This is a genomic window from Amycolatopsis jiangsuensis, from assembly GCF_014204865.1.
In the GTDB taxonomy this organism is placed as follows: domain Bacteria; phylum Actinomycetota; class Actinomycetes; order Mycobacteriales; family Pseudonocardiaceae; genus Amycolatopsis; species Amycolatopsis jiangsuensis.
In genome coordinates, this window is record NZ_JACHMG010000001.1 from 4,642,892 (window position 1) to 4,665,021 (window position 22,130).

A 22,130-nucleotide genomic window follows, 5' to 3' on the forward strand; every position below is an offset into this window, starting at 1 on the left:
CATCCGGATTGTCCGAACCTTCCGCCGAACCCTCCGCGGACCGTGACTCGAGACGACCGGACACCGACGGTTCCGGCGTGTCCCACCGCACCGGCGGAGGCGGCGTCCACGACGAGTCCGGATCAGAACCCACACCCGAACCGAATCCGGCCGAACCCGCTCCCGAGCCCGCTGCGTTCGGCCCCGCACCCGACGAACCAGCAGCACCAGCCGAGCCCGGCGCGCCTCGCAAACCCGAGTCCGGGGCACCGCCCGAACCCGAGTCCGAGCCGGACGCACCTCCCGGACCCGAGTCCGAGCCCGACGCACCGCTCGAACCCGACACAGGTCCCGAACCTCCGCCAGGCACACCCTCCGAGCCCGAGCCCGCGTCCGGTGCACGTCCGGAGCCCAAGTCCGCGCCCGGAGCACCCCCCGAGCCCGGCGCGCTACCCGAGCCCGCTACGGCACCGGCACTTCCGCCCGAAACCCCCGTGCCCGGCAGCCCGGCCGCCGACGCACCCGGCCCCGGGGTCTCTCGCGCTCCCGGTGTGGGCTCCCCCGGGCCGGACGACCCGTCCGCGCCCTGGTCCGGTGCTGCGTGCCGAGGACGGCGCGCCTCCTCCGACACAACTACCTCCCGAGCTCCCCGCGGCACTGTCCGCGGTCGATCGTAGTGGGGCCTGTCCGTCGCCACTCGGCTGTTGTCACCGCTACCGACATCACCGCTACCAACTTCACCAGTACCAACTTCACCAGTACCGACGTCACCGCCACCGACGTCACCGGTACTGCGGTTCCGGCGGGGACGCGGGCCCCAGCCGCTGCCCCACCCACTTGGCGTAGCTCGCCGCCCAGGAGCCGTCACCGCGGATCTGCTCGATGACCGCGTTCACGAACTGCACCAGGTCTTCCTGGTCCTTCGGGACGCCGACGCCGTAGTTCTCCTTGGTCAGCTGCTCCCCGACGACCTTGACGCGCGGGTCCTGCGCGGCCATGCCCGCCAGGATGGTGTCGTCGGTGGACACCGCGTCGACCTGGTTCTGCTGGAGCATCACCAGGCAGTCCGACCAGTTGGGCACCGACACCGCGACCGGCTTGGCCGGATCGGTGGCGATCTTCGTCAGCGACGTGGACTTCTTCGCCGCGCACACCCGCTTGCCCGCCAGGTCGGACAGCGACTGCGCGTCCGACGTCTTCGGCACCAGGATCTTCTGCCCCGCGACGTAGTACACCGCGGAGAACTGCACGTTCTCCCGCCGCGCGCAGGTGATGCTGTAGGTGCGGACCACCACGTCCACCTGGTGGTCCTCCAGCACCTTCTCCCGCTGCGACGAAGGGATCGCGCGGAACTGCACGTGCCCCTCGGCGGTGCCGAACAACGCCGCGGCGATGTGGTTGACCACGTCGATGTCGAAGCCCTCGATGTTGCCGGTCTTCGGATTGCGGAACCCGAACAGGTACGTGGTCTGGTCCACGCCGGCGATCAGCTTCCCGCGGGCCTTGATCTTCGCCATCGTGGAACCGTCCGGCACTGCCGTCCCGGCCGTGGGCCGAATGCTGGCCAACGGGTTGCAGCTGGTGTCGGTGTCCACGCCGGCGCTGGTGTCGGGTCCGCCGACCCCCGCGGGCTTCGGCCAGGCCGCGTCACTCACCGGGCTCGGGCCGACGGGCCACTCCGCCGCCCCGCACGCCGTGGTGAAGACCGCGACGACTGCCAGTACGGCTGCCCGGACGAAGTGCCGAGACCGCATCACCGGTACTCCCTCAGCCTCTCCCGCACTCCGACCGTCACGCCGCCCGCGGCGAGCACGGCCAGCACTCCGACGCCGGGGGCGAGCGCGGTGAGCGCCCGGTCGCCCGACTCCGTGTCATCGAGGAATTCCTGCCGGCAGACGTCGATCGCGGCTTGGAGGTTCGTGTCCAGCCGGGTGAACGCCGCGGCGGCGCTGTCCGGGCTCACGCTCGTGGCGAAGTCCACCGCCTCCTTGTACTGCCCGCCGTCGTCGAGCCTGCGCACCTGAAGGTGGGCCAGCGACCACTCGCGCGCAGCCACTTCGGCCGCCTCGATCTTCTGCTGGCCGGGGGTGTCGACGGCGAGGTCCTCGGCCTCGCCGAGCAGACCGCCCTTGCCGTCCGCGCCGACGAGCTTTTCGGCCAGTCCGATGAACTGCTGTTCGTAGGTGGCGCCGTCTCCGCGGGCGACGAGGGTGAGGGTCTCGTCGGCGCGGGCCTGCAGGGCGGCGATCCTGGCCCGCACCAGCACGTCGACCTGCGAGGTGCCGTCGCTGCGGCCGCTCGCCACGAAGCTGCCCTGCACGATCAGCGCCACGGTGCCCCAGAGCAGGGACAGCACGATGCATCCGGTGGCCACCAGCAGCCCGATGTTCAGCACCCGGTTCGTCCGCCGGGTCAGGTACAGCTGCGCGGCCACCAGCGCCCCGATCAGGACCACGATCAACGCGACCGCCGCCCACGGCACGTCGGAGCTGCTTTCCTGTTCGTCGAAGAGCTTGGTGGTGTGCGCCTCGTAGAGGGACCTCGCCGCGGGCAGGATCGTCGTGCGCATCAGCTGCGACGCCTCGCGCAGGTAGGAGGCACCGGACGGGAAACCCTGCCGGTTGTTCTGCCGCGCCGTCTCGACGATCCCGGTGTAGACCGGGACCTTCTGGTTCAGGATGTCCACCTGCTGGGCGGCGTTGCCGACGTCGGCGACGTCCGAACCGGCCTTCGCGAGTGCGGAACCGGCGTCCGCGATGTCCTGCTCGTATTTCTTCCGCAGCGCGGGCGGCTCGGCGCCCACGGACAGGAACGCGCTGGCCGCCGTCGCGTCCGCGTCGGAGAGCGAGCGGTACACCTGCTGTGCCGACGAGGCGATCGGCTCCCGGTGGTCCACCAGGCCCTCGACGGTGTTGTCCTTGCCTTGTACGGACAACACGCCGACGAGTCCCGCGACGAGCGAAAGCACCACCAGCGCGACGGCGATCACCGACAGCCGTCCGGGCGTGGTCGCCGCGGATCTGACCACCGCGCGCACCGCCTGGCCGGGCAGCTCCAGCAGCCCGGCGATACCGCTGCGTCCCTCCGGTTCCTCCGGTGCGGGCGCAGACGTTTCCGGCCGCGTCGCAGTGCTGGTCATCCCCGTTCCTCCCCGTACGCCACCCGCAGAAGGTATCCGGTCGCGGATCGGGCGGCGAACGACACCCGGAAGGTGTCACCAGCACGTGATCTCTCCTCCGCCGATCCACGTGCGGTGACAGCTGCCGTCATCCCCTCTTCCGGCCGGCAGTGCGCAGCAGTCCCTGGGTGGCGGCTTCCGCCATCACCGCGCGGACGTCGACGCACCACGGCCCGTCGGACCTCAACTCGACGTACGCACCTTCACCGTTCTTGAGCTCCAGCTCCCGCTCACCGTCGACTGCGATCACTCCGCCCGCTGCCGCGAGGTCCACGCGCACGCCCGGCCGCAGCACGCTCCAGCCGCGGACCCCCACCCGGCTCACCAGGCCGGGCGCGATCGGCGCGTGCACGACATGCGCACATTCGGCGACCGGGCCGAGCTGCAGCGCCACACCGTCCGCGCTGGAACGGGGGCTGGGGCAGAGCTGGCCGGCGATGCTGGAGAGGCCGATGCCGTCCGGTTCGGCGAACGTGCAGTACAGCTCCGTCAGCGCGGCCGGTTCCCACAACGCCTTCGCCCCGATGTGCCTGCTCACCGTGACGGCGACGTCGACCAGTGCGTTCTCCCGCCGGTTTTTCGTGACCACTTCGAGCACGCTGACCCGCTGGGTGACCAGATCGACGTCAACGTCGCCGGTCGCGACGAAGCCTGCCGCGAGTCCCGCGACGGTCGCCTCCCGCATGTGCGGGAACGCGTTGTCGGTACCGGTCGACAAGGCGAGCAACGGCACGTCACCACACGCGGTGGCGGCGACCCGCGCCGTGCCGTCCCCGCCGAGGCAGACGATGACCGAGGCGCCGGCGTCGACCATCCGGCGCACTGCGTTGACCGTGTCCTGCGCCGAACCGGTCAGCGGGTCCTGGTCGCAGAACTCCACCCCCGGCACCGGGCCGGTCCCCTGTCCGAGCGCCCGCCGGACGGCCGCCGAGACACCACCGCGGTCGGTGGACACGAGCACCCGCCCCACCCCCGCGACGGCGAACGCGGACAGCAGCCGCTGCACCATGTTGGCCTTCTCCGCGGTGGGGAATACCGAGGCCCGCGCGACCAGCCGCCGGATGTCCTGTCCCGACGCCGGATTGGCGACAATCCCCGCCACGGCTTCGCCCACGACCACGTCTCCCTCGCCCCGCCGGGATTGTTGCGGCTCCAGGAGACCCCGAACAGGCACCGCGCGATAGGGTTGCAGCGAGTTGCAGTCGGCAAGATTCGCCCGGATGGCCCAGCACAGCGAGCGTCCGCGCGTGATTGGAAGCCGCAGAGCGGACGAGCGCGGGCTGAGGCTCGCCAAGCGGCGACCGGCCGGACGTCGCCGGCTCGTGACCCGCCGTCCGGCTGGGAACCGCTCGTGACGGCTGTTGCCACGCACGGCCGGAGCGGGAGGGCTGCGGCTTCCCGGAGCCGGGAAGTGGGCGGTCGAGACGTCGCTGAGCCGGGAGGGAACAGCGAGACTTCCAGGGGCGGAGGGAACGGCCCAGACTCCTCACAGTCAGGACGGGAGGGCTGAGAATCCCCAGTGTCTGGAGAGGGGACGGCCGGGACTCCGCACGGGACAGCCGAGGCTCCCCCGAGTCGGAAGGGAACCGACGAGAGACCAATTCAGGACGGGAGGGCCGAGACTCCCCCGGTGTCTGGAGTGGAAACCGCCGAGACTCCGCAAACTCCGGACGGGACAGCTGAGACTTCCCCAAGCCAGAAGGAAACCGCCGAGACCCCAGAGCCAGGACGGGACGGCCGAGACTTTCCAGGGCCGGTAAGGGGACGGCCGAGACGTTGCTGCAGGGGCCCTCGATCTCTCGCTGCCTGCCGGAGCACTTTGCACGGCCTCTCCGGGAGTACGAGTCCGCCCGCATACCGGCCCCCGGGAGCCCCCGGCCGCCGGATGTGAGGCGAAGTCACCGGCGAGAGCAAGCCGCATGACTTGGTCTGCGGCGACGCTTGCGCAGCTTCGGCGCATGCCCTCGCCACCTCACCCGACCGCCACCGTGACGCGACCCGCGATCATGCGCGCCCGTCGCAATCAACTGGTGACTCGTCACGGTCAGGTGCGACTCGCCGCCACCACGTGCAACCCACCACCATCATGCGCGACCCACCACGGTCAGATGTGAATCGCCGCGATCACGCGTGACTCGGGCGGTGCGGATTTGTACGACTCGCCGCAATGCCGTGCGACTCGCCACGGTCGTGTGCGGATCGCCGCGATCACGTGCAGATCGTCACGTTCACGTACGCCCCGCCACGGTAGGTGCGACTCGCCGCAATCACGTGCAACTCGCCACGATCATGCGCAGAGCGTCGCGACGGCGTGCAACTCGCCACGGCCAGGTGCGAATCGTCGCGATTATGCGTGACTCGGGCGGCGCGGTGAGTCGGCTGCGGGACTGTCCGTCGTGGACGGTCCCATGGTGTGGGAGCGGACCGTGGCGGTGAATCCCTCGTAGGTGTAGCCGGCCTCGTCCACCGCGGCCCGGATCGATGATTCGGCCACGGGCTCGGTGCTGCGGACGGTCACCTTTCCGGTTTCCACGTCGACAGTGACGGCTTCCACACCCGGTAGCGCGGTGAGTTCCTCGGTCACCGACTGTGCGCAGTGGCCGCAGGACATTCCGCTGACGAGGTACTCGTTGTCGATCATGAAGCGCAGCCTACGAGTCCGGTTCGGACTCGATCTGGGGCGTGCACGAAAAGGGCCGCCACCCGGCATGCGGGTGACGGCCCTCGTTCGAAGGACGTGGGTCAGATAACGCTGACCGACGTGGCCTGCGGGCCCTTCTGACCCTGGCCGATCTCGAACTCCACGCGAGCGTTCTCCTCGAGGGTACGGAAACCGTTACCCTGGATCTCGCTGTAGTGAACGAAGACGTCGCCGCCACCGTTGTCGGGAGTGATGAAGCCGAACCCCTTCTCGGAGTTGAACCACTTCACGGTGCCCTGAGTCATCTAACAATCTCCATACATAACACCAAGCGGGAAGCCACATCGACGTCCCGGGTCCATCCCCGGGCGACGCGCACCTTACGATGCTGAAGGAGACCCAACGCCCGCTGGATTCTGCGAGCGTGACTCAACACGAACACAAAAATCAAGACCAACGAAAGTAAAGCACAACCAGCGACGAGCGGACAACCCCGACTCACCCGCTCGGGTCCAGGTCCGGCACGCGCATCCCTGTGACCCTTAACACCGGGGCCCCTGACGCCGCACGGCGCGCACGGCCAGTCGCCGCCTCCTCGAAACGCTCGATCGTGTCAACGGCACGGAAAACGCCCCGCCGAACCCCCTGCAACAGCAGTGACCGAGCGCCCGCCCTTCACCCCTACGCGACAGCTCGACGCGAATCCGTCCCGGCCCGACCACGGCGACCGAATGCCGCGATGGCCCACGTCCGCGACGCCATGCTCGCCGAACACCACCGAGACGACCAAGCAACCAGGCCGCCCCAGCCAAGGCCGCGATCAGCTCACTCCCAGCCCCGGTCAGCTCGGCCGAGTAATCCCGATCGGCTCGAGGTTTCCTCGCCAGCCGATGGTGCTACACCCAGCCGTTCCTTTGCCAGACAAGGAATCTGCCATCGCCAGGCTCAACAGCGACACGGCATACGAAGTCGAGACCTCGCTCACCGGCGGTCGGCACGCACCACGTGCAGCGCCCGCAGGAGAGCGGCGGGCCACGGCCAACGTCCGGAGAGCCGCATTCGCAGCAGCAACGCCACACGAAGCGTTCACGCGCCGCCAGGATCGCCACCCCGAGCGCTTGCCCATCGCGTCAACGCAAGCCCACCACGCGAGGCGCCCGCAGGCAATAAGCCACGCCATCAGCCCATCCGACGGGACGGCCGCGTCACCGGCTCAGACCGACATCTCGGCCTACGCCCCAGCTCGAATTCCCCACATCCACCGGCAACCCCGCTCGGATCGGCGTCCACCGACAACTCCGCGCGGATCGGTACATTCACCGCCGACCCAGCTCGAACCCCCTACGACTCCACCCCGAACGAACCCGCCCCCACTACCGGGCGACGGCGGGAGCGGTCATTCCCCGCTTGCCGGGCGTAGCGGGGCGTCGAACGGTGACCTCCAGTCCGCTCCGCGGTCGGGTGCCACCACGGCGACGTCGTGGGCCTCCGCGCTGGCGCTGAACAACACCGGGACCACTCCGGACTCGCCCTCGCCACCTGCGGACGCGGACGCACCGGCAGCGGACCGGCTCATACCGCGCCGCGTGCCGCCCGGCCCCACGGCGCCGGCCTCACGCAACGCGGACACCTCGGCGCCGGCCTCACGCAACGCGGACACTTCCGCGTCGGCCAGGACCACGCCCGCCACGCCTCCACGGGCCGTGGTCCGGCTGCCCCTGGCCCGCCCGGGCCGGAGCTTTTCGTTCTTTTCGTCGGTCACGGCGAAACTCCCCTCGTTCCTCCCCGCAGCGGCGGGGGGTGATGACCGCGATGATGCCATCGGGCACCGACAGAAACCGTCCGGCAGCGGCTGCGCCACTGCGGGAATGCGGTTGTCCCACGAGGATTCCACTGACGGCCAGAGCCGGTGGACCGTACCCCGAGAACACCTCCAGGTTACCCGAGCACCTCCCCCGCGGCCACCGAACGTCTCCGGCGTTTCCCCCTGTTCTCAGGAAGATTTCAGGACGCGGGCGGACGGACGGCGCCGAGCAGGGTACTCAGCCGCACGTCGGGGGTGACCACGTCCGGATCGGTGCGCACGTCGATCACGCACGGGCGCTGCCGTACCAACGCACTGGCCACGATCGGCTCCAGCTGGTGGCGATCGTCCACCGTGTACCCGGCCGCGCCGAGCCCGCGCGCCCACGAAGCGAAGTCCACAATGGGGACTGTCACCCCGGACAGCCGGCCGTGCGTCCGTGCCTGGTGCACAGCCAGCGGCCCGTGCAGACCGTTCTGGAAGACGACCACCATCACCGGCGCGCGGTAGCGTACGGCGGTTTCGATCTCCTGTCCGGTCATCAGTGTGCCCGCGTCGCCGACCATCGCCACGACAGCGCGACGCGGCTCCGCGAGCTTGGCCGCGACCGCAGCGGGCACCGCGTACCCCATCGCCGCGTTGCTCGGACCCAGCTGACTGCGTGGTTCGGTGAAGCACCAGTACCGGTGCATGAACTGCGCGAAGTTCCCCGCGTCGCTGGTGACGACGGTGTCCTCCGGTGCGAGCTTCCGCAGCACGCGGACCACGTCGGCCGGGTGTACGCGCGACTCACCACTGGTGTCCGGCGGCGTCATGAAGGTGTGCACGGCGGCGTTGGCAGCCGACGCCCGCCGCGTACGCGGCGAAGCGATCGACCGTAGTTCTCGCAGGAACGGCTCCACCTCCGAGTCGACCCGGAAGGTCAGGCCACGCCGTCGCTGCTCCTCCATCCCCGTGCCGACGAGCACGAGCGTCTGCTGCGCCGTCGGGTAGCGGTAGCCCTGCGTGGTCACCTCGTCGAGCTGAGTACCGAGCGCGAGCACGAGGTCGGCCCGTTCCAGCGCGTCGAGCTGCCGTGCCGGGATGCCGAGGCCGAGGTGCCCGGCGTAGCGCTCGTGGTTCTCCGGGAACGCATCCTGCCGGCGAAACGCGTTGTACACCGGCAGCGACAGCTCGTCGGCGACGGCGATCAGCTCCTCACGCGCCGAACGCGCCCGCCCGCCCACGATCACCACCGGATAGCGCGCCTCGTCCACCAGCGCGGCCACCGCTTCCGCCGAACGGCCGAGCGTGCCGGTGGCAGGCGGCCGTACGGTGGCTGCCGGCTTGGCCGAGTCGTACGGCACGCCCCAGGCGTCGCTCGGCACGCCGATGACCACCGGACCCGGCCGCCCTTCCCGGCAGCGGGCGAGACCTTCGGCGAGCAGGTGCGGGACGTCGTCGGGGTCCTCGGCCCGCACACACCACTTCGAGATCGGCTCGAACGTGCTGGTCAGGTCGGTGGCCGGGACCTCGCCGGTGAGCACCGGATCGAGCGCGGGCGTCTCCAGCAGGACCACCATCGGCGTCTCGTCCTGGTACGCGGTCTGCACGCCGAGGACGAGGCCGGTGGCGCTCGGGCCGCGGCTCGCGAGCAGCACGGCGGGGCGGTCGGTGAGCTTGCCTTCCGCCTCGGCCATGAAGGCGGCGCCCGAATCGTGGCGCGCCGAGACGAGCGCGACCTCACGTTCGCGGCGCAGCGCGTCGAGCAGCTCCAGGAACGACTCGCCTACGACCGCGTACACCCGGCGGACCCGTGCCTCGATCAGGATGCGCACGGCCGTGTGCGCGACGGTGGTTCCCACTTGGTATCTAATGAGGAGAGCTTAGGGCGGCACCGTTGACCGCCGTCAAGTGATCTTGAACAACTGGATGCCAGGTTGAGCAGAATGTCCGCTTTGCCCGCCCACGCAGGAAGCGAGGTCGCCACCGTGCCGTCCACCGAACATGAAACCGTCTTCACCTACGGAGCACCGGCGCTGAAGTACGGCACCGGCGCGAGCGACGAGATCGGCTACGACCTGACGCAGTACGGCGCACGCCGGGTCCTCGTCGTCACCGATCCGGTCGTCGCGGCCACCGGCTGGCCGGAGCGGATCGCCGAAGGCATCCGCGGATACGGCATCGCGACCGAGACGTTCGACGGCGTGCACGTCGAACCGACCGACGTCAGTCTCCAGAAGGCGGTCGATTTCGCACGCGGCTCCGGGCCGTACGACGCCTTCGTGGCCGTCGGCGGCGGCTCCAGCATCGACACCGCGAAGGCGGCCAATCTGCTGACCAGCAACGACGGTGAGCTGATGGACTACGTCAACGCGCCGGTCGGCGGCGGCCGGGCGCCGGCGAACCCGCTCAAGCCGCTGGTCGCGGTGCCGACCACGACCGGAACCGGTTCCGAGAGCACTACGGTGTGCGTGCTGGACGTGCTGTCGCTGCGGGTGAAGAGCGGGATCAGCCACCTCCGGTTGCGTCCGTCCCTTGCGGTCGTCGATCCGCGGCTCACGGTCAGCCAGCCGGCCGGAGTCACCGCGGCGAGCGGCATGGACATCCTGTGCCACGCCGCGGAGAGCTACACCGCGAAGCCGTACACCGATTTCGCCAGGAAACGCCCCGAGGAGCGCGTGCCCTACTGTGGCGCGAACCCGATGGCCGACCTGTTCGCGGAAAAGTCGCTGCAGCTGCTTTCCTGGGCGCTGCCCGCCGCGGTCCGCGACGGCGAGGACCTCGCCGCACGCGAGGCGATGGCGCTGGCCGCGACGCTCGCCGGACTCGGCTTCGGCAACGCCGGCGTGCACATCCCCCACGCCAACGCTTATCCGATCGCCGGGCAGGTGCGGGACTTCCACCCGGACGGCTATCCGGGCGACGAGGCGATGGTGCCGCACGGCATGGCGGTGTCGCTCACCGCGCCGGCCGCGTTCCGGTTCACCTTTTCCGCGGCGCCGGAGCGTCACCTGCGGGTGGCCCGGCTGCTCGCACCCGATCTCGAGTGGCCCGGCGACCTCGCCGACCATCTGCCCGCGGTGCTGACCAACCTGATGCGCGAGATCGGCATCCCGGCCGGAATCGGTTCCGTCGGCTACTCGGAGTCCGATGTGGACTCTCTGGTGGACGGCACGCTCAAGCAACAGCGGCTACTGGCGACCGCGCCACGCAGTGCGTCCGAGGACGACCTCGCGGACATCCTGCGTGCCTCGGTGAGCCTGTGGTGACCTATCCGCACTGGCACACGGTTCCGTTGCGCTGGAAGGACAACGACGTCTACGGCCACGTGAACAACGTGGTGCACTACTCGCTGATGGACACCGTGATCAACACCTGGCTCGTGGAGCGGGGCGGGCTCGACGTCGCGGCCGGTCCGGTGATCGGGCTGTGCGTGGAATCGCACTGCGCGTACCACGCTTCGGTGTCCTTTCCGGACTCGTTGCGGATCGGGCTGCGGGTGGCGCACCTCGGCCGGTCGAGCGTCCGGTACGAGATCGGGATGTACTCCGCCACCGGCGCGCTGGTGGCGGAGGGGCACTTCGTGCACGTGTTCGTGGACCGCGAGAACCGGCGGCCGGTACCGGTGTCCGGCAAGCTGCGTGAGTCGCTGGAGGAACTGCTGGTTACGGCCTGAGGACGGTTCAGGCGGTTCAGTTGGTTCAACCGGCTCAGTCGGTTCAACCGGCCCAGTCGGTTCAACCGGCCCAGTCGGTTCAACCGGCCCAGTCGGTTCAACCGGCCCAGTCGGTTCACATGGCTCAGGCGGCCCAGCCGGTTCACACGAAGATCGACAGCACTCCCAGCACTGCCAGGCCCAGCACGCTGACCAGCGTCTGAACCGTGGTGTGCAGTTTCGTGGCCTGCCCCATGCTCATCCCGAAGGATTCCTTGACCAGCCAGAACCCGGCGTGGTTCACGTAGTTGAGCCCGATCGAGCCCGCGCCGATGGCGACCACCACCATCGCGGTGTACCAGCTGTCGCCGTGCGCGAGCAGCGGCGCGACGATTCCGGTGGAGGAAACGATTCCGACCGTCGCCGACCCGGTGGACGCGGACAGCAGCAGCGCCAGCAGCCAGCCGAGCAGCAGCACGCTGATCCGCAGGCTGCCCGCGGCCGAGCCGACCGCGTCGCTGATCCCGGAATCCTGCAGCACCTCGTTGAACGCGCCCCCGCCACCGATGATCAGCAGGATGCCGACGACCGGTTTGAGACTGTCCGAAAGGGACCGTCGTACGGCTTCACCCGGGCGGCCGCGCAGCAACGCCAGCGCGAACAACGCGAACAGGAAGCCTGCCAGCATCGCGATCACCGGCTCACCGAGCAACGTCGCCGCCGACCGCACGCCGTTTCCTTCCGGCAGCACGATTTCGGCCAGCGTGCGCAGCAGCATCAGCACGACCGGCACGAGGATGGAAACGATTGCGGCGCCGGTGGGCACGGCACCGCGCACCCGCCCGGCGCCCTCGCCGCCACGCGCCGGGACGCCCGCGCCCGCCATACCGCCGGACTGGTCGTCGACGCGGCCACGCCGGGTGAACTGGTGCACCAGCGCCTGCTCCGGCTGGACGCTCAGCCGCGCGGCCAACCACCGGCCGAAGACCGGACCGGCCAGTATCACCGTCGGCACCGCGCACACGAATCCGACGAGGATCGTCTTGCCGAGATCGGCGTGCAGCCCGGACACCGCGATCAGCGGGCCGGGGTGCGGCGGCACCATGCCGTGCAGGGTGGCGAGCGCGGCGATGGTCGGGGTGGCCAGCAGGGTGTAGGACGACGTGGTCGCGGCCCCGGCCCGCTTCAGCCGCTCCGCCACGCTGAACACCAGCGGCAGCAACACGATCAGCCCGACCTCGAAGAACATCGGGATGCCGATGATGAACGCGGCCAGCGCCATCAGCCACGGCAGGGTGCGGGGCGTCGACCGCTCGACCACCGCGGTGGCGATCCGGTCGGTGGCCCCGGAATCGGCGAGCAGCCTGCCGAGCATGGTGCCCAGTGCCAGGGTGACGCCGACGTTGCCGAGGATGTCACCGGCCCCGGTCTCGATCGACTTGGCGAGCTTGGTCACCGGCTCGCCGGCCACCAGGCCCGCGGCCAGCGCCACGACCAGCAACGCAACGAACGGATGCAGTCGCAGCCGCGAGTTGATCAACGTGACCAGCAGCGCGATCGCGACGACCAGCACCACCAGCAGGAACCACGTGTGGCCGGTCACCGGCAGCCTCCTCTCGGGCGGCAGCCGGCTGTGCGGCAGCGCACCTCTGGAATCGATTCCGGAAGTCTGACACTCGGGTTACGCCTGGTCAACTCGGGGGTATCGGGACTAGTCGGGAACGAACGAACGCCGTCGTTCCGGAACGCTGGAGCCGCGCACGACGAGTTCGGCCACCAGTTCCAGGCCGGCCGGTACCGCGGCGGCGTCCTCGACCGCGTCGACCAGCAGGTCCACCGCGCGGGCGCCGAGCGCCGCCCACGGTGGCCGGACGACGGTGAGCGGCGGGTCGAAGTGCCGCGCCAGCTCCCCGTCGCCGAAGGCCACCAGGGACACGTCCTCGGGCACGGTCAGCCCGCCCCGGCGGAAGCCCACCACGGAGTGCGCGGCCAGTGCCGGACTGGTGGCGAAGAACCCGTCCACCAGCACCTCGGTGACCACCGGTTCGACCGCGGCCTCGGCCGGCGCCGCGATGTGCACCTCGGGCACGGGCAGCCGGGCGGCCGAGCAGGCGGCGAGGAAACCGTCGACCACCGGGCCGGACGATTCGGCCAGCACGGCGAGCCGGGTCCGGCCCTGGTCGGCCAGGTGCCGGCCGGCAGCACGTCCGGCCTGCCACAACGCGGTGCGCAGCAAGGCACCATCGCCGTGCTCGAGGTTGTCGTCGACGACCGCGGTGGGCAGGGGTACGCCGTCCTCGCCGATCACCGGGGGCAACGTCCGTCCCGGCGAGATGAGCAGCAGCCCGTCGACCGAGAGCCCGTCGACCGGCTGGTCACCGTCCCGCGCCGGGTCCAGGTAGTGCAGCACCAGGTGGTATCCACGCCGCCGGGCCTGAGCGGCCGCGCCGGCCAGAATCGGTTCCCATCCACTCGCGTCCCCCGGCACCGCGGCAGCCAGCAGCCGCAGCCGCCCGGTACGCAGGCTCTGCGCCGCGCGATTGGGCTGGTAGCCGAGGTCCGCGGCCACCTCGAGGATGCGTGCCCGGGTCGCCTCGCCGACGTCCTGCTGCCGCGACGAAAGCGCACGCGACGCCGTCGCCTTGGCCACGCCCGCGGCCTTCGCGACGTCTGCGAGCGATACCCGACGCATGCCACCCTCCCGGGACCGGAACCGATTCCGACAGCATTCCACAGCCGACAGGTCCCGGGCAGCGGAAACACTCGTCCGCGGCGGCACCGGGCGAAACAGGAAGGACCGGGCCGGGTCCGGACAGCCCGAAACACCGCGAACGTCCGAGCTGCTGCCAGACGGGTCCGGGGCCCTCCAAACACCGCCAGACGTCCACGCGGCTATCCCGCCGACCCGGACGGCTCGACACAACGGCAGTGCTACCCCCGACCACCGCGTCGCCCCGACGGCTCCGAGCATCGGCGGACGTCCGGGCAGGGACCAGACCAGTCCGGACGGTTCGAAACACCGGCGGACCCCCGGCGCCGCTGTCCGGGACGTCCCGGACAGTGGCCAGGCCGGTGAATCAGCTCGCGATGAAGGTGGTGGAGTGCCAGCCGGTCGCGCCGTCGGGCACTGTGCCGGCTCGGTCGGAGGTCTGGGTGTAGCCGGTCTTGTCCGTGGCACGGCAGAACACCTGGTGCGTGCCGGGCTTCACCGACAGCTGCGCCCACCACATCCGCCAGGTGTCTTCGTTGACCTCTGTGGACAGTGTGGTCGGCGTCCAGGGGCCGTTGTCGACACTGATCTCGACCCGTTCGATCCCCTTGTGCTGTGCCCACGCGATCCCGGACAGCCGGACCGCGCCGGCCGGTACCGTGGCGAAGCCCTTCGGCTGGTCGATCCGCGATTCCGTTTTGATCGGCGCCTCCTGCCCCCAGCCGCGGCGGAGCCAGTACGCCTGGCGAGCGGCCCAGGTGGTGACTTCGAGGTCGATCACCCACTTCGTGGCGGACACATAACCATACAGCCCCGGGGTGACCAGACGGGCCGGGAAACCGTGCTCGAGCGGCAACGGCTCGCCGTTCATCCCGATCGCGAGCATCGCACCTCGGCCGCGGTCGAGCATCGCCTCCACCGGCGTGCCCGAGGTCCAACCGTCCACACTGGTCGCGAACAGCTGCTGTGCTCCCCGCTGGACTCCGCATTCTTCCAGCAGATCCGCCACATCGATGCCGATGAAGTTCGAAGTGGACACGTAGTCGCCACCGACCTCATTGGACACACAGGTCATTGTGATCGTGCGCTCGACGAGGGCGCGGCCGCGGATGTCGGAGTAGCGGTAGGTGCGCTCCTGGTCGACCATGCCGTGGATGCGGAGGCTCCAGTCCTCGGCACGCAACTGCGGTACCGACAGCGCCGTGTCGACGCGGTAGAACCGCGCGTTCGGCGTGAGGAACGACGGAGTGCCCAGCTTTTCGAAATCGGCGTCGGCGGGAATGGCCGGAGCGCGACGTGCCGGAGCCAGCCTGCCGATCGCGGCACGGGACGACGCCGCGTCACGCGTCGAGCCGATCAGCTGTCCGGCTCCGGCGGCGACGCCCGAGCCGACCACGACACCGGCTCCGCCGATCAGGAAGGCCCGCCGCGGCGTGCCGGAGCGTCGTCCGTCCTCGTCACGAGCCCCGATGCGCGAGGAAATGCGGTGCAGAAGCAGGAAAGCCCCGACCCCGACGAGCACACTCGCGAGTGGGGCGAGCACCGCGACCGGGGTCAGGCTGGGCCGGGTCAGCACGGCCACGACGCCGACCAGCCCGAACACGGTGACCAGCGCGGCTCCCGGCCAGACCCGGCGCACCGAGATCAACCCGGCCACCGCGGCCACGACGAGCATGACCACCGCCATGCCGCCGAGCAGCACTTCCTTGTCGTGCGTGCCGAAAGTGCGGACCGCGAAGTCCTTGAGCCAGGTCGGGGTCAGGTCGATCGCCGAGCTGCCGACCGCCAGGTACGGCGAGGCGTCCACGGCGATGAAGGACGCGACGAGGTGGCCCGCCGCGAGCGCGGCCAGCAGAGCGAGGATGCCGCAGAGCGCGGCACTCGGGCGGCGCAAGCGCAGGTCGTCGGTCGTCACTTCCGGAATTCGAAACCGGGTCCGCGACGGATTGGTGGCCGACCCGAACGGGTGGTCGGCGAGGGGGTTGCGTCCGAGTGCCAAACCGCACAGCGGGCGCACCCGGACCACCGGTGGGCGTCTCCCTGGTTGGAAGCACGTTCGGTCAAACGATCACCGGGAGGAAGTCACATGATCGCCAACACTCTTCGTCGCACCCTCGCTGCCGCGGCCGTTCTCGCGACCGTCGGAGGTGCCGCGGCGCTGAGCGCGACCGCTGCCAACGCCGCCCCGTCCGACGCGCCGCTGTGCACCGACGCGGACGTCACCGTGACCGCCACTCCGGCTCCGGACCACGCATCCGGACACCACGCCGACATTCTGCATTACACCGCGGCCACCCCCACCACACACTGCACGGTGAGCGGCGCCCCCTATGACACCGTGTTCTACGACGGCGGCGGCGCGCCGCTGGGCGTGCCGAGCAACTCGGCCGACAGCCAGAACGCGCCCCAGGTCACCATCGACGCGACGCACACCGCCAGCTCCTACGTCGTGATCCCGAACGACGCCGAGCCCGGCCCGACCGTCGCGTCGCTGGGCCTGCACCTGCCCTCGGACGCCTCGCGCACCGCGATCGGGGTCGCCTGGCCGGGCCAGGACCTCACCACCTCCGCGCACTTCGAGGTCATCACCCAGGACTGACGCGCCGAAACACCGATGGCGGCCGGGATTTGCCCGGCCGCCATCGGTGTCTCCGCAGGGTGAGTCCACCCGGGTACGCTGAGCCATCGACCTTGGGGAGGAGCGCGATGGCAACTGTGCACGGTGGGTCGGTGAGGACCGTGCACAGGTCGCCGGGGTTCGTTGCCGACCCGCCTGCCGGGGTGCGAGCCACGCCAACCACACCCGATTCACGTGGCGGATGAATGTGGTCCACCTTTCGCAGCCCGATTGCCCGCGTCGACGCTCCGGCGTTTTCCGCGTACCCTCGCGGACCTGGATACCAAGCGCCGGCAGTACCCGAGCCAGGACGGTCCGGGAGTGACTCGGGCCTTCCCGGTACTGGAAACACAATCCCTGTGGCACTGCGCTGAAAGCGGCCGAGTACGTGCTAACCGCGCTACGCCCTCGTAACCGGAGACTCCGCACGATACCGCCGAACATCAGTCCTGGATGAGTTCCAGATCCCGGAACATCTGGCGTGCCCAGTCGAGCGCGGTCGGCAGGTCGTCCCACTGCCGGTCCGACGCGGTCAGGTACGGGAACACGTACGGATCGTGGATTTCCGAAGGCAGGTCGTCCGGCAGGCAGGTGTAGGGCGGGCCTCCGTAGTGGTCGTCGTGCATTGCCGTGGCGACCTTTTCCGGTTGCGCGTCCCACACTCCGAGCCACAGTCGCCGCAGCATCGCCGGATGTGCCACAGCGAAGATCAGCCGGCCGACGTCGAACGGTTCGCCGGCGGCGATCACCCTTGCCACTCCGGAAAACCGCAGCTCCACTTCGGACTGCAGCAAAGTCCCGCAGAATCCCGACCAGATCTCCACGCTGTGCCCGGCGTCGATGATCGCACTGCACAGCGCGGCCAGCGCCAGCCCGCGGTTGACGATCACGTCGTGCTCGATGGTGTTCGAGTAGCCACCCGGCACGAGGAACGTGATCACCTTGCCCCGCCGGGAAACCTGCCGCGGCACGGCGTCCACCATGCACTCGGGCACCCCCGAGAGGTAGGCGCCGACGTCGACCTCGCTCCCGGTCACGTCCCATGTCGGCTCCAGCACGGTGACCGAATGCGCGAGCCCGGCGCTCTCCCGCAGTTCCCCGACCGTCACATCCGTTTCCTCCAACGGCACCGACCAGCCGTCGACGGCCAGACGCAGCGCTTCCTCCCAGGAAGCGCCGTGCCAGCCGTACTCCTCCCGCCGGCTCGACGGATCGGAAATCGTGGGCTCGGCCGAAGCGGCGTCCAGGAACTCGGGCCAGGACCGCAGCGGCGGGAGCGTGCAAGGAAGCATGGTTCAGTCCAGTTCGAGTGCCTTGCGGTGCGTCTCGGAAAGCCCGCGCACCACCCGCCATTGCAGTACCTGCTCCACCGTGGCCCCCGCCTCCAGCAGCTTGGCCCCGTCGATGCTGGCCCGCGGCGAGAAGATCACCGGCAGCTTCTTGCGTTCGGCCAGCTCCCGCAGGTCCCGGACCTCATCGAGGAGTTCCTGCACCGCGTCCGGATGCGACGGCGCGTGCCGCAGGGCGATCCGTTCCTCCAGGCCCTCGTCGATCGGCACGTCGATCACCACGAACCGGTCCAGCGTCGCCGAATCCAGGCTTTGCCTGCCGACGTACTGCCGGTCGCCGCCGGTCCCGTAGGTGTTGCCGGTGGCGACCAGCCGGAAGTTCTCGTGCGCGTCGACCATCCGGTCGGCGAAGGCACAGGTACCCAGCGCGAGCGCCTGGTTCAGCTCGGCGAGCAGCCCGGGGTGGCCGTTGTCCAGCTCGTCCAGCAGCATCACGCCGCCGTGTTCGAACGCCCGGCGGAACGGGGTGTCGTGGTAGTGCCCGTTGGCGTCGTAGTAGCCGAAGACCTTGCTCATCGGCGTGGTCGGACCCAGTGAAAGCGCCTGGAAATCCAGCTCCAGCGCGCCGGCGGCGTGCTTGGCCAGCATGGACTTTCCGGTGCCCGCCGGGCCGACGAGCAGCACGTGGCAGCGGGCGTGCAGGGCCACCAGCAGCTCCGGCAGCACCTCGTGGGTGTCGGAACCGAACTCGACCTTCCTGCCCTGCGGGAGCACCACGGTGACCACGTTCGGCGCGTACTCCGCGAACGCCTTCTCGGCCTCTTCGCGCACGGTGCGGCGCAAGGACTTCACCGTCTCGTCGGACGCCCTGTCCACCATGTCCGGCAGCGCGGCCAGCGTGGCCGCGCGGGCCGAATCGGTGACGGTCGCGAGCACCCGGGTGACCAGTTGGTCGTGCAGTGCCTGCATGTCCGGCGCCGCTTCGGCCACCGCGTCGCCGGCCAGCTGCGGCAGCACGTCGCCGGCTGCCTTCACCACCTCGTCGGCCAGCGACCCACGGACCTTGTCCGCCTCCTGCCGGACCGCCTCGGGCGCCGCGTCCTCGACCGCCGAGCGCACGTTGTCCATCAGCACGGCGGTGCCCTCGCGCACCAGCTCGTCGCGGACCTCGGTCCGGTCCGGCGCCGCGTTCGCCACCGCGGTACGGGCCAGCTCGGCGATCGTCTCCTCGGACTGTTTCTCCAGCGACCCGGCCACCTCGGCGCGGACCTGGTCGACGGCATCGCGCACCACGTCCGCGAGCGCGGCCGCGGTCTTCTCGCGCAGCTCGGCGGTCACGTCTGTGGTCACTCCGGTGACCAGTTCCGCGCGCAGCTGAGCCGAGTCCGGGGTCGCCTCCCGAACCGCGGACTCGGCCAGCCCGGGGAGCAGCTCGTTCGCGGCGCGGCTGACCAGGTCCGGCAGACGGGCCTCCAGCTGATGCCACGCCGCGCCTTCGAGACTTCGCTGCATTTCGCCCCGGTCCGGGGTGGCATTGGCGATGGCGAGCGCGGCGAGGTTGGGCAACAACGCCTGCGCATGCTGGTAGACGGTCTCCGGGAGACGGGCCCGAATCTCGCTTTCCGCCATCCAGAGCAGGTTGCTCTGGGTGAAAACGCCGCGCGCCACCTCCTCGGCGATCGAGGTGAACTCCGCCTTCGTGCTGTCCCGCACGGTGCCTCCGCATGACGTGTGTGCTGCTCAGCCGACCCTAGGTTTCGCCAGGCGAACAGCCAAGGAAGTCGGCACGTTGCTGCCATCGCCCAGGGTGCCCTATCGGGGCCGGGACCCCTCCCATCGCGAGCGCACACACTCGCTGACGAGCCGGAAGGGGCCTTCTCGATGAGCGAAACCAGCTACCAACCGGGACCGTGGCCGAGCACGGCCGCGCCACCCCGCCGCCAACCCTCGGTAGTGAACTGGCTGCCTTCGGTTCTCCTGATCGTGGCCGGTGCGCTGACCATCGTCAGCACGTTCCTGGTACTCACCCGCACGACCGACCGCCTGCTGTCCGACGGCGCCTATTTCAACGACGCGCACAGCAAGGTCAGTGTCACGACGACCACGGCGTGGTCCATGACCTTCTCGGTTCCGATCGAGAGCTGGAACCATCCGCTCGACGGCTGGGGTCTCGTGCCCGCTGCCGCGTTCGCCGTGCTGGTGGCCATCGTGCTGCTGGCCGGCCGCGGCCAGTGGACGTGGACGAGCCCGCTGGTCACGCTGGCATCCGGCGGACTGATCGGGGCACTTCTGATGTCCACGATGGGTTTCACCGAACTGATGTCGGCAGCGGGCGCGAAAGACGAGGAAATCGTGACCGTGTCCGCCGGCCCGGCCATCTGGCTGCAAATGCCGGCCGCGGTACTGGCGATCGCCGCTGTGGTGCTGGCGCTGCTGCCTCGACGAGCGGATCCGGCCAACGCGTACGCGCGGGTAGTGGGCGGTCCGGCAGCGTTCCCGGCTGCCGTGAGTGGTCCCGGGCCGTTTCCCGGCGGGTTGGCTGGACCCGGGCCGTCTCCGGACAGTACGGGTGGCCGCGCGCCGTTACCAGGTGCCGCGAGCGGTCCCGCGCCAGCTCCCGGCGGCCCGGGCGGCTACTTTCCACCGGAATCGTTTCCGGGCGTACCGTCCCCGTCAAGTGACGCGCCTGGGAACCCGCACCCGGCACACGGGCAGCCACCACCGTTGCCTCCGCGCACCTGACCCGGCACCGACGGGCGCGCAGCCGATCAGCGTGCGGGCCCCAGCGGCTCACGCGAACTGGCGACTCGCCAGCCGTTCGAAGAGCGCGAGGCGGCCGTGGTTGGGTACCGAGCGCAGCGGATGGCCGGCGAGTCCCCAGCGTTTGAGCAGGGCGTTCGCCGCGGTCCAGCCGGTTGTCGCCGCGCGTTCCATCAGCGCTACCGGCAAGTCGATGCGGATCGCGTCTCCCGCCAGCACCAGGGCGGGATCGGGAGTGGTGACGGTGGGGCGCCGGGCGAAGCCGCCGACCGGGAACAGGGGGCAGTCCTGCCGTACGAGGGTGATCTCGCCCAGCACCCGGGCGTCCGCCGTTTCCGGGTACAGCTGGTGCAGGCGCTCGTCCAGTGCCCGGCCGACGTCCTCTCCGGTGGCGTAGGCATGCAGCTCGACCACCGCGCCGCCAGTGCGTGCCGCCCAGCGGCGGGCTTCGCCTTCATACCGGTCGAGGACGCTGATGTTGTCCAACGGTGGCAGGCCGCCGGTGCCCAGGAACGCCGGGCGACGCGTAGCGACCGGCCGGTCCAGCCAACGGCGTCGCACGACGAACGGTGGAGCGGTCTTCACGTCATCGATTCCGGCGCGCCAGGTCGGCGTGCCGAGGTCCGGCGACTCCTCGACGATGCGGCGCAGACCCGGGACGTCGCAGGCCAGCACGGTGGCGTCGAACGACTCGCCGCCGATGCGGAAACCGCCGGGCTCACGGTCGATCGCGGTCACCGCCGTCCCGAGACGCAGATCGGCTCCGCGTGCCGTCAGGTGATCGGCGAGAGGCTGCCACAACGCCTGGGGAAACGACTCGGCCGGCACGTCGAAGAGCAGTCCTTCCGCCGAACCGAGGAAGTAGAGGTGGAACATCGTCGCCAGCTCCGCGGCCGAAAGCTCACCTGGGTCGGCGAAAAAGCTGCGTGAGAACACGTCGAACGCCAAATGCCGGGCCGCCGCCGGGAAATTGATCGCGGTCAGAAACGAAGCGGCGTCGACGTCGTCCAGCTGCCGATAGATGCGCGGGACGCCGACCGCGGCCAGCGGCAGCGCGCGCCGCCCCCGAAGCCGGACCAGATCACGCGTGCGGAAAGTGGGGCTGCGCAGTGCGAACGCCAGCGCGCTCAGCAGAGGCGTCCGCGGCAGGCCGGCGAAGGTGTCGGTCCGGCCGCGGGCGTCAACGAGGGGGTAGTCGGGCAAGGCGCTGAGCCGGTCGAGGTCCGGGTCGGTGCGGGCAAGCAGCGTGCGCAAGTTGTAGTACTGGCGGAAGAACGCGTGAAAGCCGCGGCTCATCGTCACCGCGGTGCCGTCCGGAAGCCGTTCGGGCCAGCCACCCACGCGACCGCCCAGATAGGACTCGCGTTCGAACAGCGTGACCTCGACCCCGCGTTCGGCCAGCCCGGTCGCGGCCGTGAGCCCGGCGATCCCGCCCCCGACCACAGCCGCACGGGGTCGGCGCCCCAGCAGCCCGGCGTCGGCCAGCCCGGCGGGTGCGGGATAGGTCTGCATCAG

The 22,130-nt window shown here is 70.2% G+C and carries 17 protein-coding genes; 4 read left to right on the forward strand and 13 right to left on the reverse strand.

Annotated elements, in window-relative coordinates; all coding sequences use genetic code 11:
- Positions 1–761: 761 nt before the first annotated feature.
- The 7 genes from BJY18_RS20740 to BJY18_RS20770 all read right to left on the reverse strand — a co-directional run bounded on the left by BJY18_RS20740 (position 762) and on the right by BJY18_RS20770 (position 9,446).
- Positions 762–1,733 (reverse strand): glutamate ABC transporter substrate-binding protein, encoded by a 972-nt coding sequence (locus BJY18_RS20740; protein ID WP_184781535.1) that lies wholly within the window; start codon positions 1,731–1,733, stop codon positions 762–764.
- Complete coding sequence (locus BJY18_RS20745; protein ID WP_184781536.1) at positions 1,733–3,118, reverse strand: GlnX family signal transduction membrane protein; 1,386 nt, start codon at positions 3,116–3,118, stop codon at positions 1,733–1,735. Before BJY18_RS20745 ends, BJY18_RS20740 begins: the two co-directional genes overlap by 1 nt.
- Positions 3,119–3,245: 127 nt before the next feature.
- The gene (locus tag BJY18_RS20750) at positions 3,246–4,271 is read right to left on the reverse strand and encodes an ATP-NAD kinase family protein (protein WP_184781537.1); all 1,026 of its coding nucleotides are present in this window, start codon (positions 4,269–4,271) and stop codon (positions 3,246–3,248) included.
- A 1,233-nt stretch (positions 4,272–5,504) separates the two neighbouring features.
- Positions 5,505–5,798: a heavy-metal-associated domain-containing protein gene (locus BJY18_RS20755; RefSeq protein WP_184781538.1), complete on the reverse strand. Its 294-nt coding sequence runs from the start codon at positions 5,796–5,798 to the stop codon at positions 5,505–5,507.
- Positions 5,799–5,899: 101 nt separating this feature from the next.
- Positions 5,900–6,103 (reverse strand): cold-shock protein, encoded by a 204-nt coding sequence (locus BJY18_RS20760; RefSeq protein WP_116046830.1) that lies wholly within the window; start codon positions 6,101–6,103, stop codon positions 5,900–5,902.
- Between the two features lie 1,091 nt (positions 6,104–7,194).
- On the reverse strand, positions 7,195–7,560 hold the full coding sequence (locus BJY18_RS36970; RefSeq protein WP_246458933.1) for a hypothetical protein: 366 nt from the start codon (positions 7,558–7,560) through the stop codon (positions 7,195–7,197).
- A gap of 242 nt (positions 7,561–7,802) precedes the next feature.
- The gene (locus BJY18_RS20770) at positions 7,803–9,446 is read right to left on the reverse strand and encodes a thiamine pyrophosphate-binding protein (RefSeq protein WP_184781539.1); all 1,644 of its coding nucleotides are present in this window, start codon (positions 9,444–9,446) and stop codon (positions 7,803–7,805) included.
- An 84-nt stretch (positions 9,447–9,530) separates the two neighbouring features.
- Between BJY18_RS20770 and BJY18_RS20775 the strand changes: the two genes are divergently transcribed.
- Positions 9,531–10,853, forward strand: coding sequence for a hydroxyacid-oxoacid transhydrogenase (locus BJY18_RS20775; RefSeq protein WP_221457870.1), 1,323 nt, complete (start codon positions 9,531–9,533; stop codon positions 10,851–10,853).
- The gene (locus BJY18_RS20780) at positions 10,847–11,260 is read left to right on the forward strand and encodes an acyl-CoA thioesterase (RefSeq protein WP_184781540.1); all 414 of its coding nucleotides are present in this window, start codon (positions 10,847–10,849) and stop codon (positions 11,258–11,260) included. The genes BJY18_RS20775 and BJY18_RS20780 overlap by 7 nt, the downstream gene beginning before the upstream one ends.
- 142 nt (positions 11,261–11,402) lie before the next feature.
- Here the strand turns inward: BJY18_RS20780 and BJY18_RS20785 are convergent, their stop codons facing one another.
- The 3 genes from BJY18_RS20785 to BJY18_RS20795 form a co-directional block, all read right to left on the reverse strand.
- Complete coding sequence (locus BJY18_RS20785) at positions 11,403–12,842, reverse strand: GntP family permease (RefSeq protein WP_184781541.1); 1,440 nt, start codon at positions 12,840–12,842, stop codon at positions 11,403–11,405.
- 108 nt (positions 12,843–12,950) lie between these two features.
- Positions 12,951–13,931, reverse strand: coding sequence for a LacI family DNA-binding transcriptional regulator (locus BJY18_RS20790; protein ID WP_184781542.1), 981 nt, complete (start codon positions 13,929–13,931; stop codon positions 12,951–12,953).
- Positions 13,932–14,316: 385 nt separating this feature from the next.
- Positions 14,317–15,873, reverse strand: coding sequence for a molybdopterin-dependent oxidoreductase (locus BJY18_RS20795; protein WP_446680364.1), 1,557 nt, complete (start codon positions 15,871–15,873; stop codon positions 14,317–14,319).
- Between the two features lie 162 nt (positions 15,874–16,035).
- On the opposite strand from BJY18_RS20795, the gene BJY18_RS20800 reads away from it, so the two are divergent.
- Complete coding sequence (locus BJY18_RS20800; protein WP_184781543.1) at positions 16,036–16,548, forward strand: DUF4232 domain-containing protein; 513 nt, start codon at positions 16,036–16,038, stop codon at positions 16,546–16,548.
- 461 nt (positions 16,549–17,009) lie between these two features.
- Here the strand turns inward: BJY18_RS20800 and BJY18_RS20805 are convergent, their stop codons facing one another.
- Positions 17,010–17,858 carry a DUF7192 family protein gene (locus BJY18_RS20805; RefSeq protein WP_184781544.1) on the reverse strand — a complete coding sequence of 283 codons (849 nt, stop codon included), beginning with the start codon at positions 17,856–17,858 and terminating at the stop codon, positions 17,010–17,012.
- Between the two features lie 3 nt (positions 17,859–17,861).
- Positions 17,862–19,568, reverse strand: coding sequence for an AAA family ATPase (locus BJY18_RS37800; RefSeq protein WP_221457872.1), 1,707 nt, complete (start codon positions 19,566–19,568; stop codon positions 17,862–17,864).
- 168 nt (positions 19,569–19,736) lie between these two features.
- Between BJY18_RS37800 and BJY18_RS20815 the strand changes: the two genes are divergently transcribed.
- Positions 19,737–20,597: a hypothetical protein gene (locus BJY18_RS20815; protein WP_184781545.1), complete on the forward strand. Its 861-nt coding sequence runs from the start codon at positions 19,737–19,739 to the stop codon at positions 20,595–20,597.
- A gap of 48 nt (positions 20,598–20,645) precedes the next feature.
- Here the strand turns inward: BJY18_RS20815 and BJY18_RS20820 are convergent, their stop codons facing one another.
- The gene (locus tag BJY18_RS20820) at positions 20,646–22,127 is read right to left on the reverse strand and encodes an FAD-dependent oxidoreductase (protein ID WP_184781546.1); all 1,482 of its coding nucleotides are present in this window, start codon (positions 22,125–22,127) and stop codon (positions 20,646–20,648) included.
- Between the last annotated feature and the right edge of the window lie 3 nt (positions 22,128–22,130).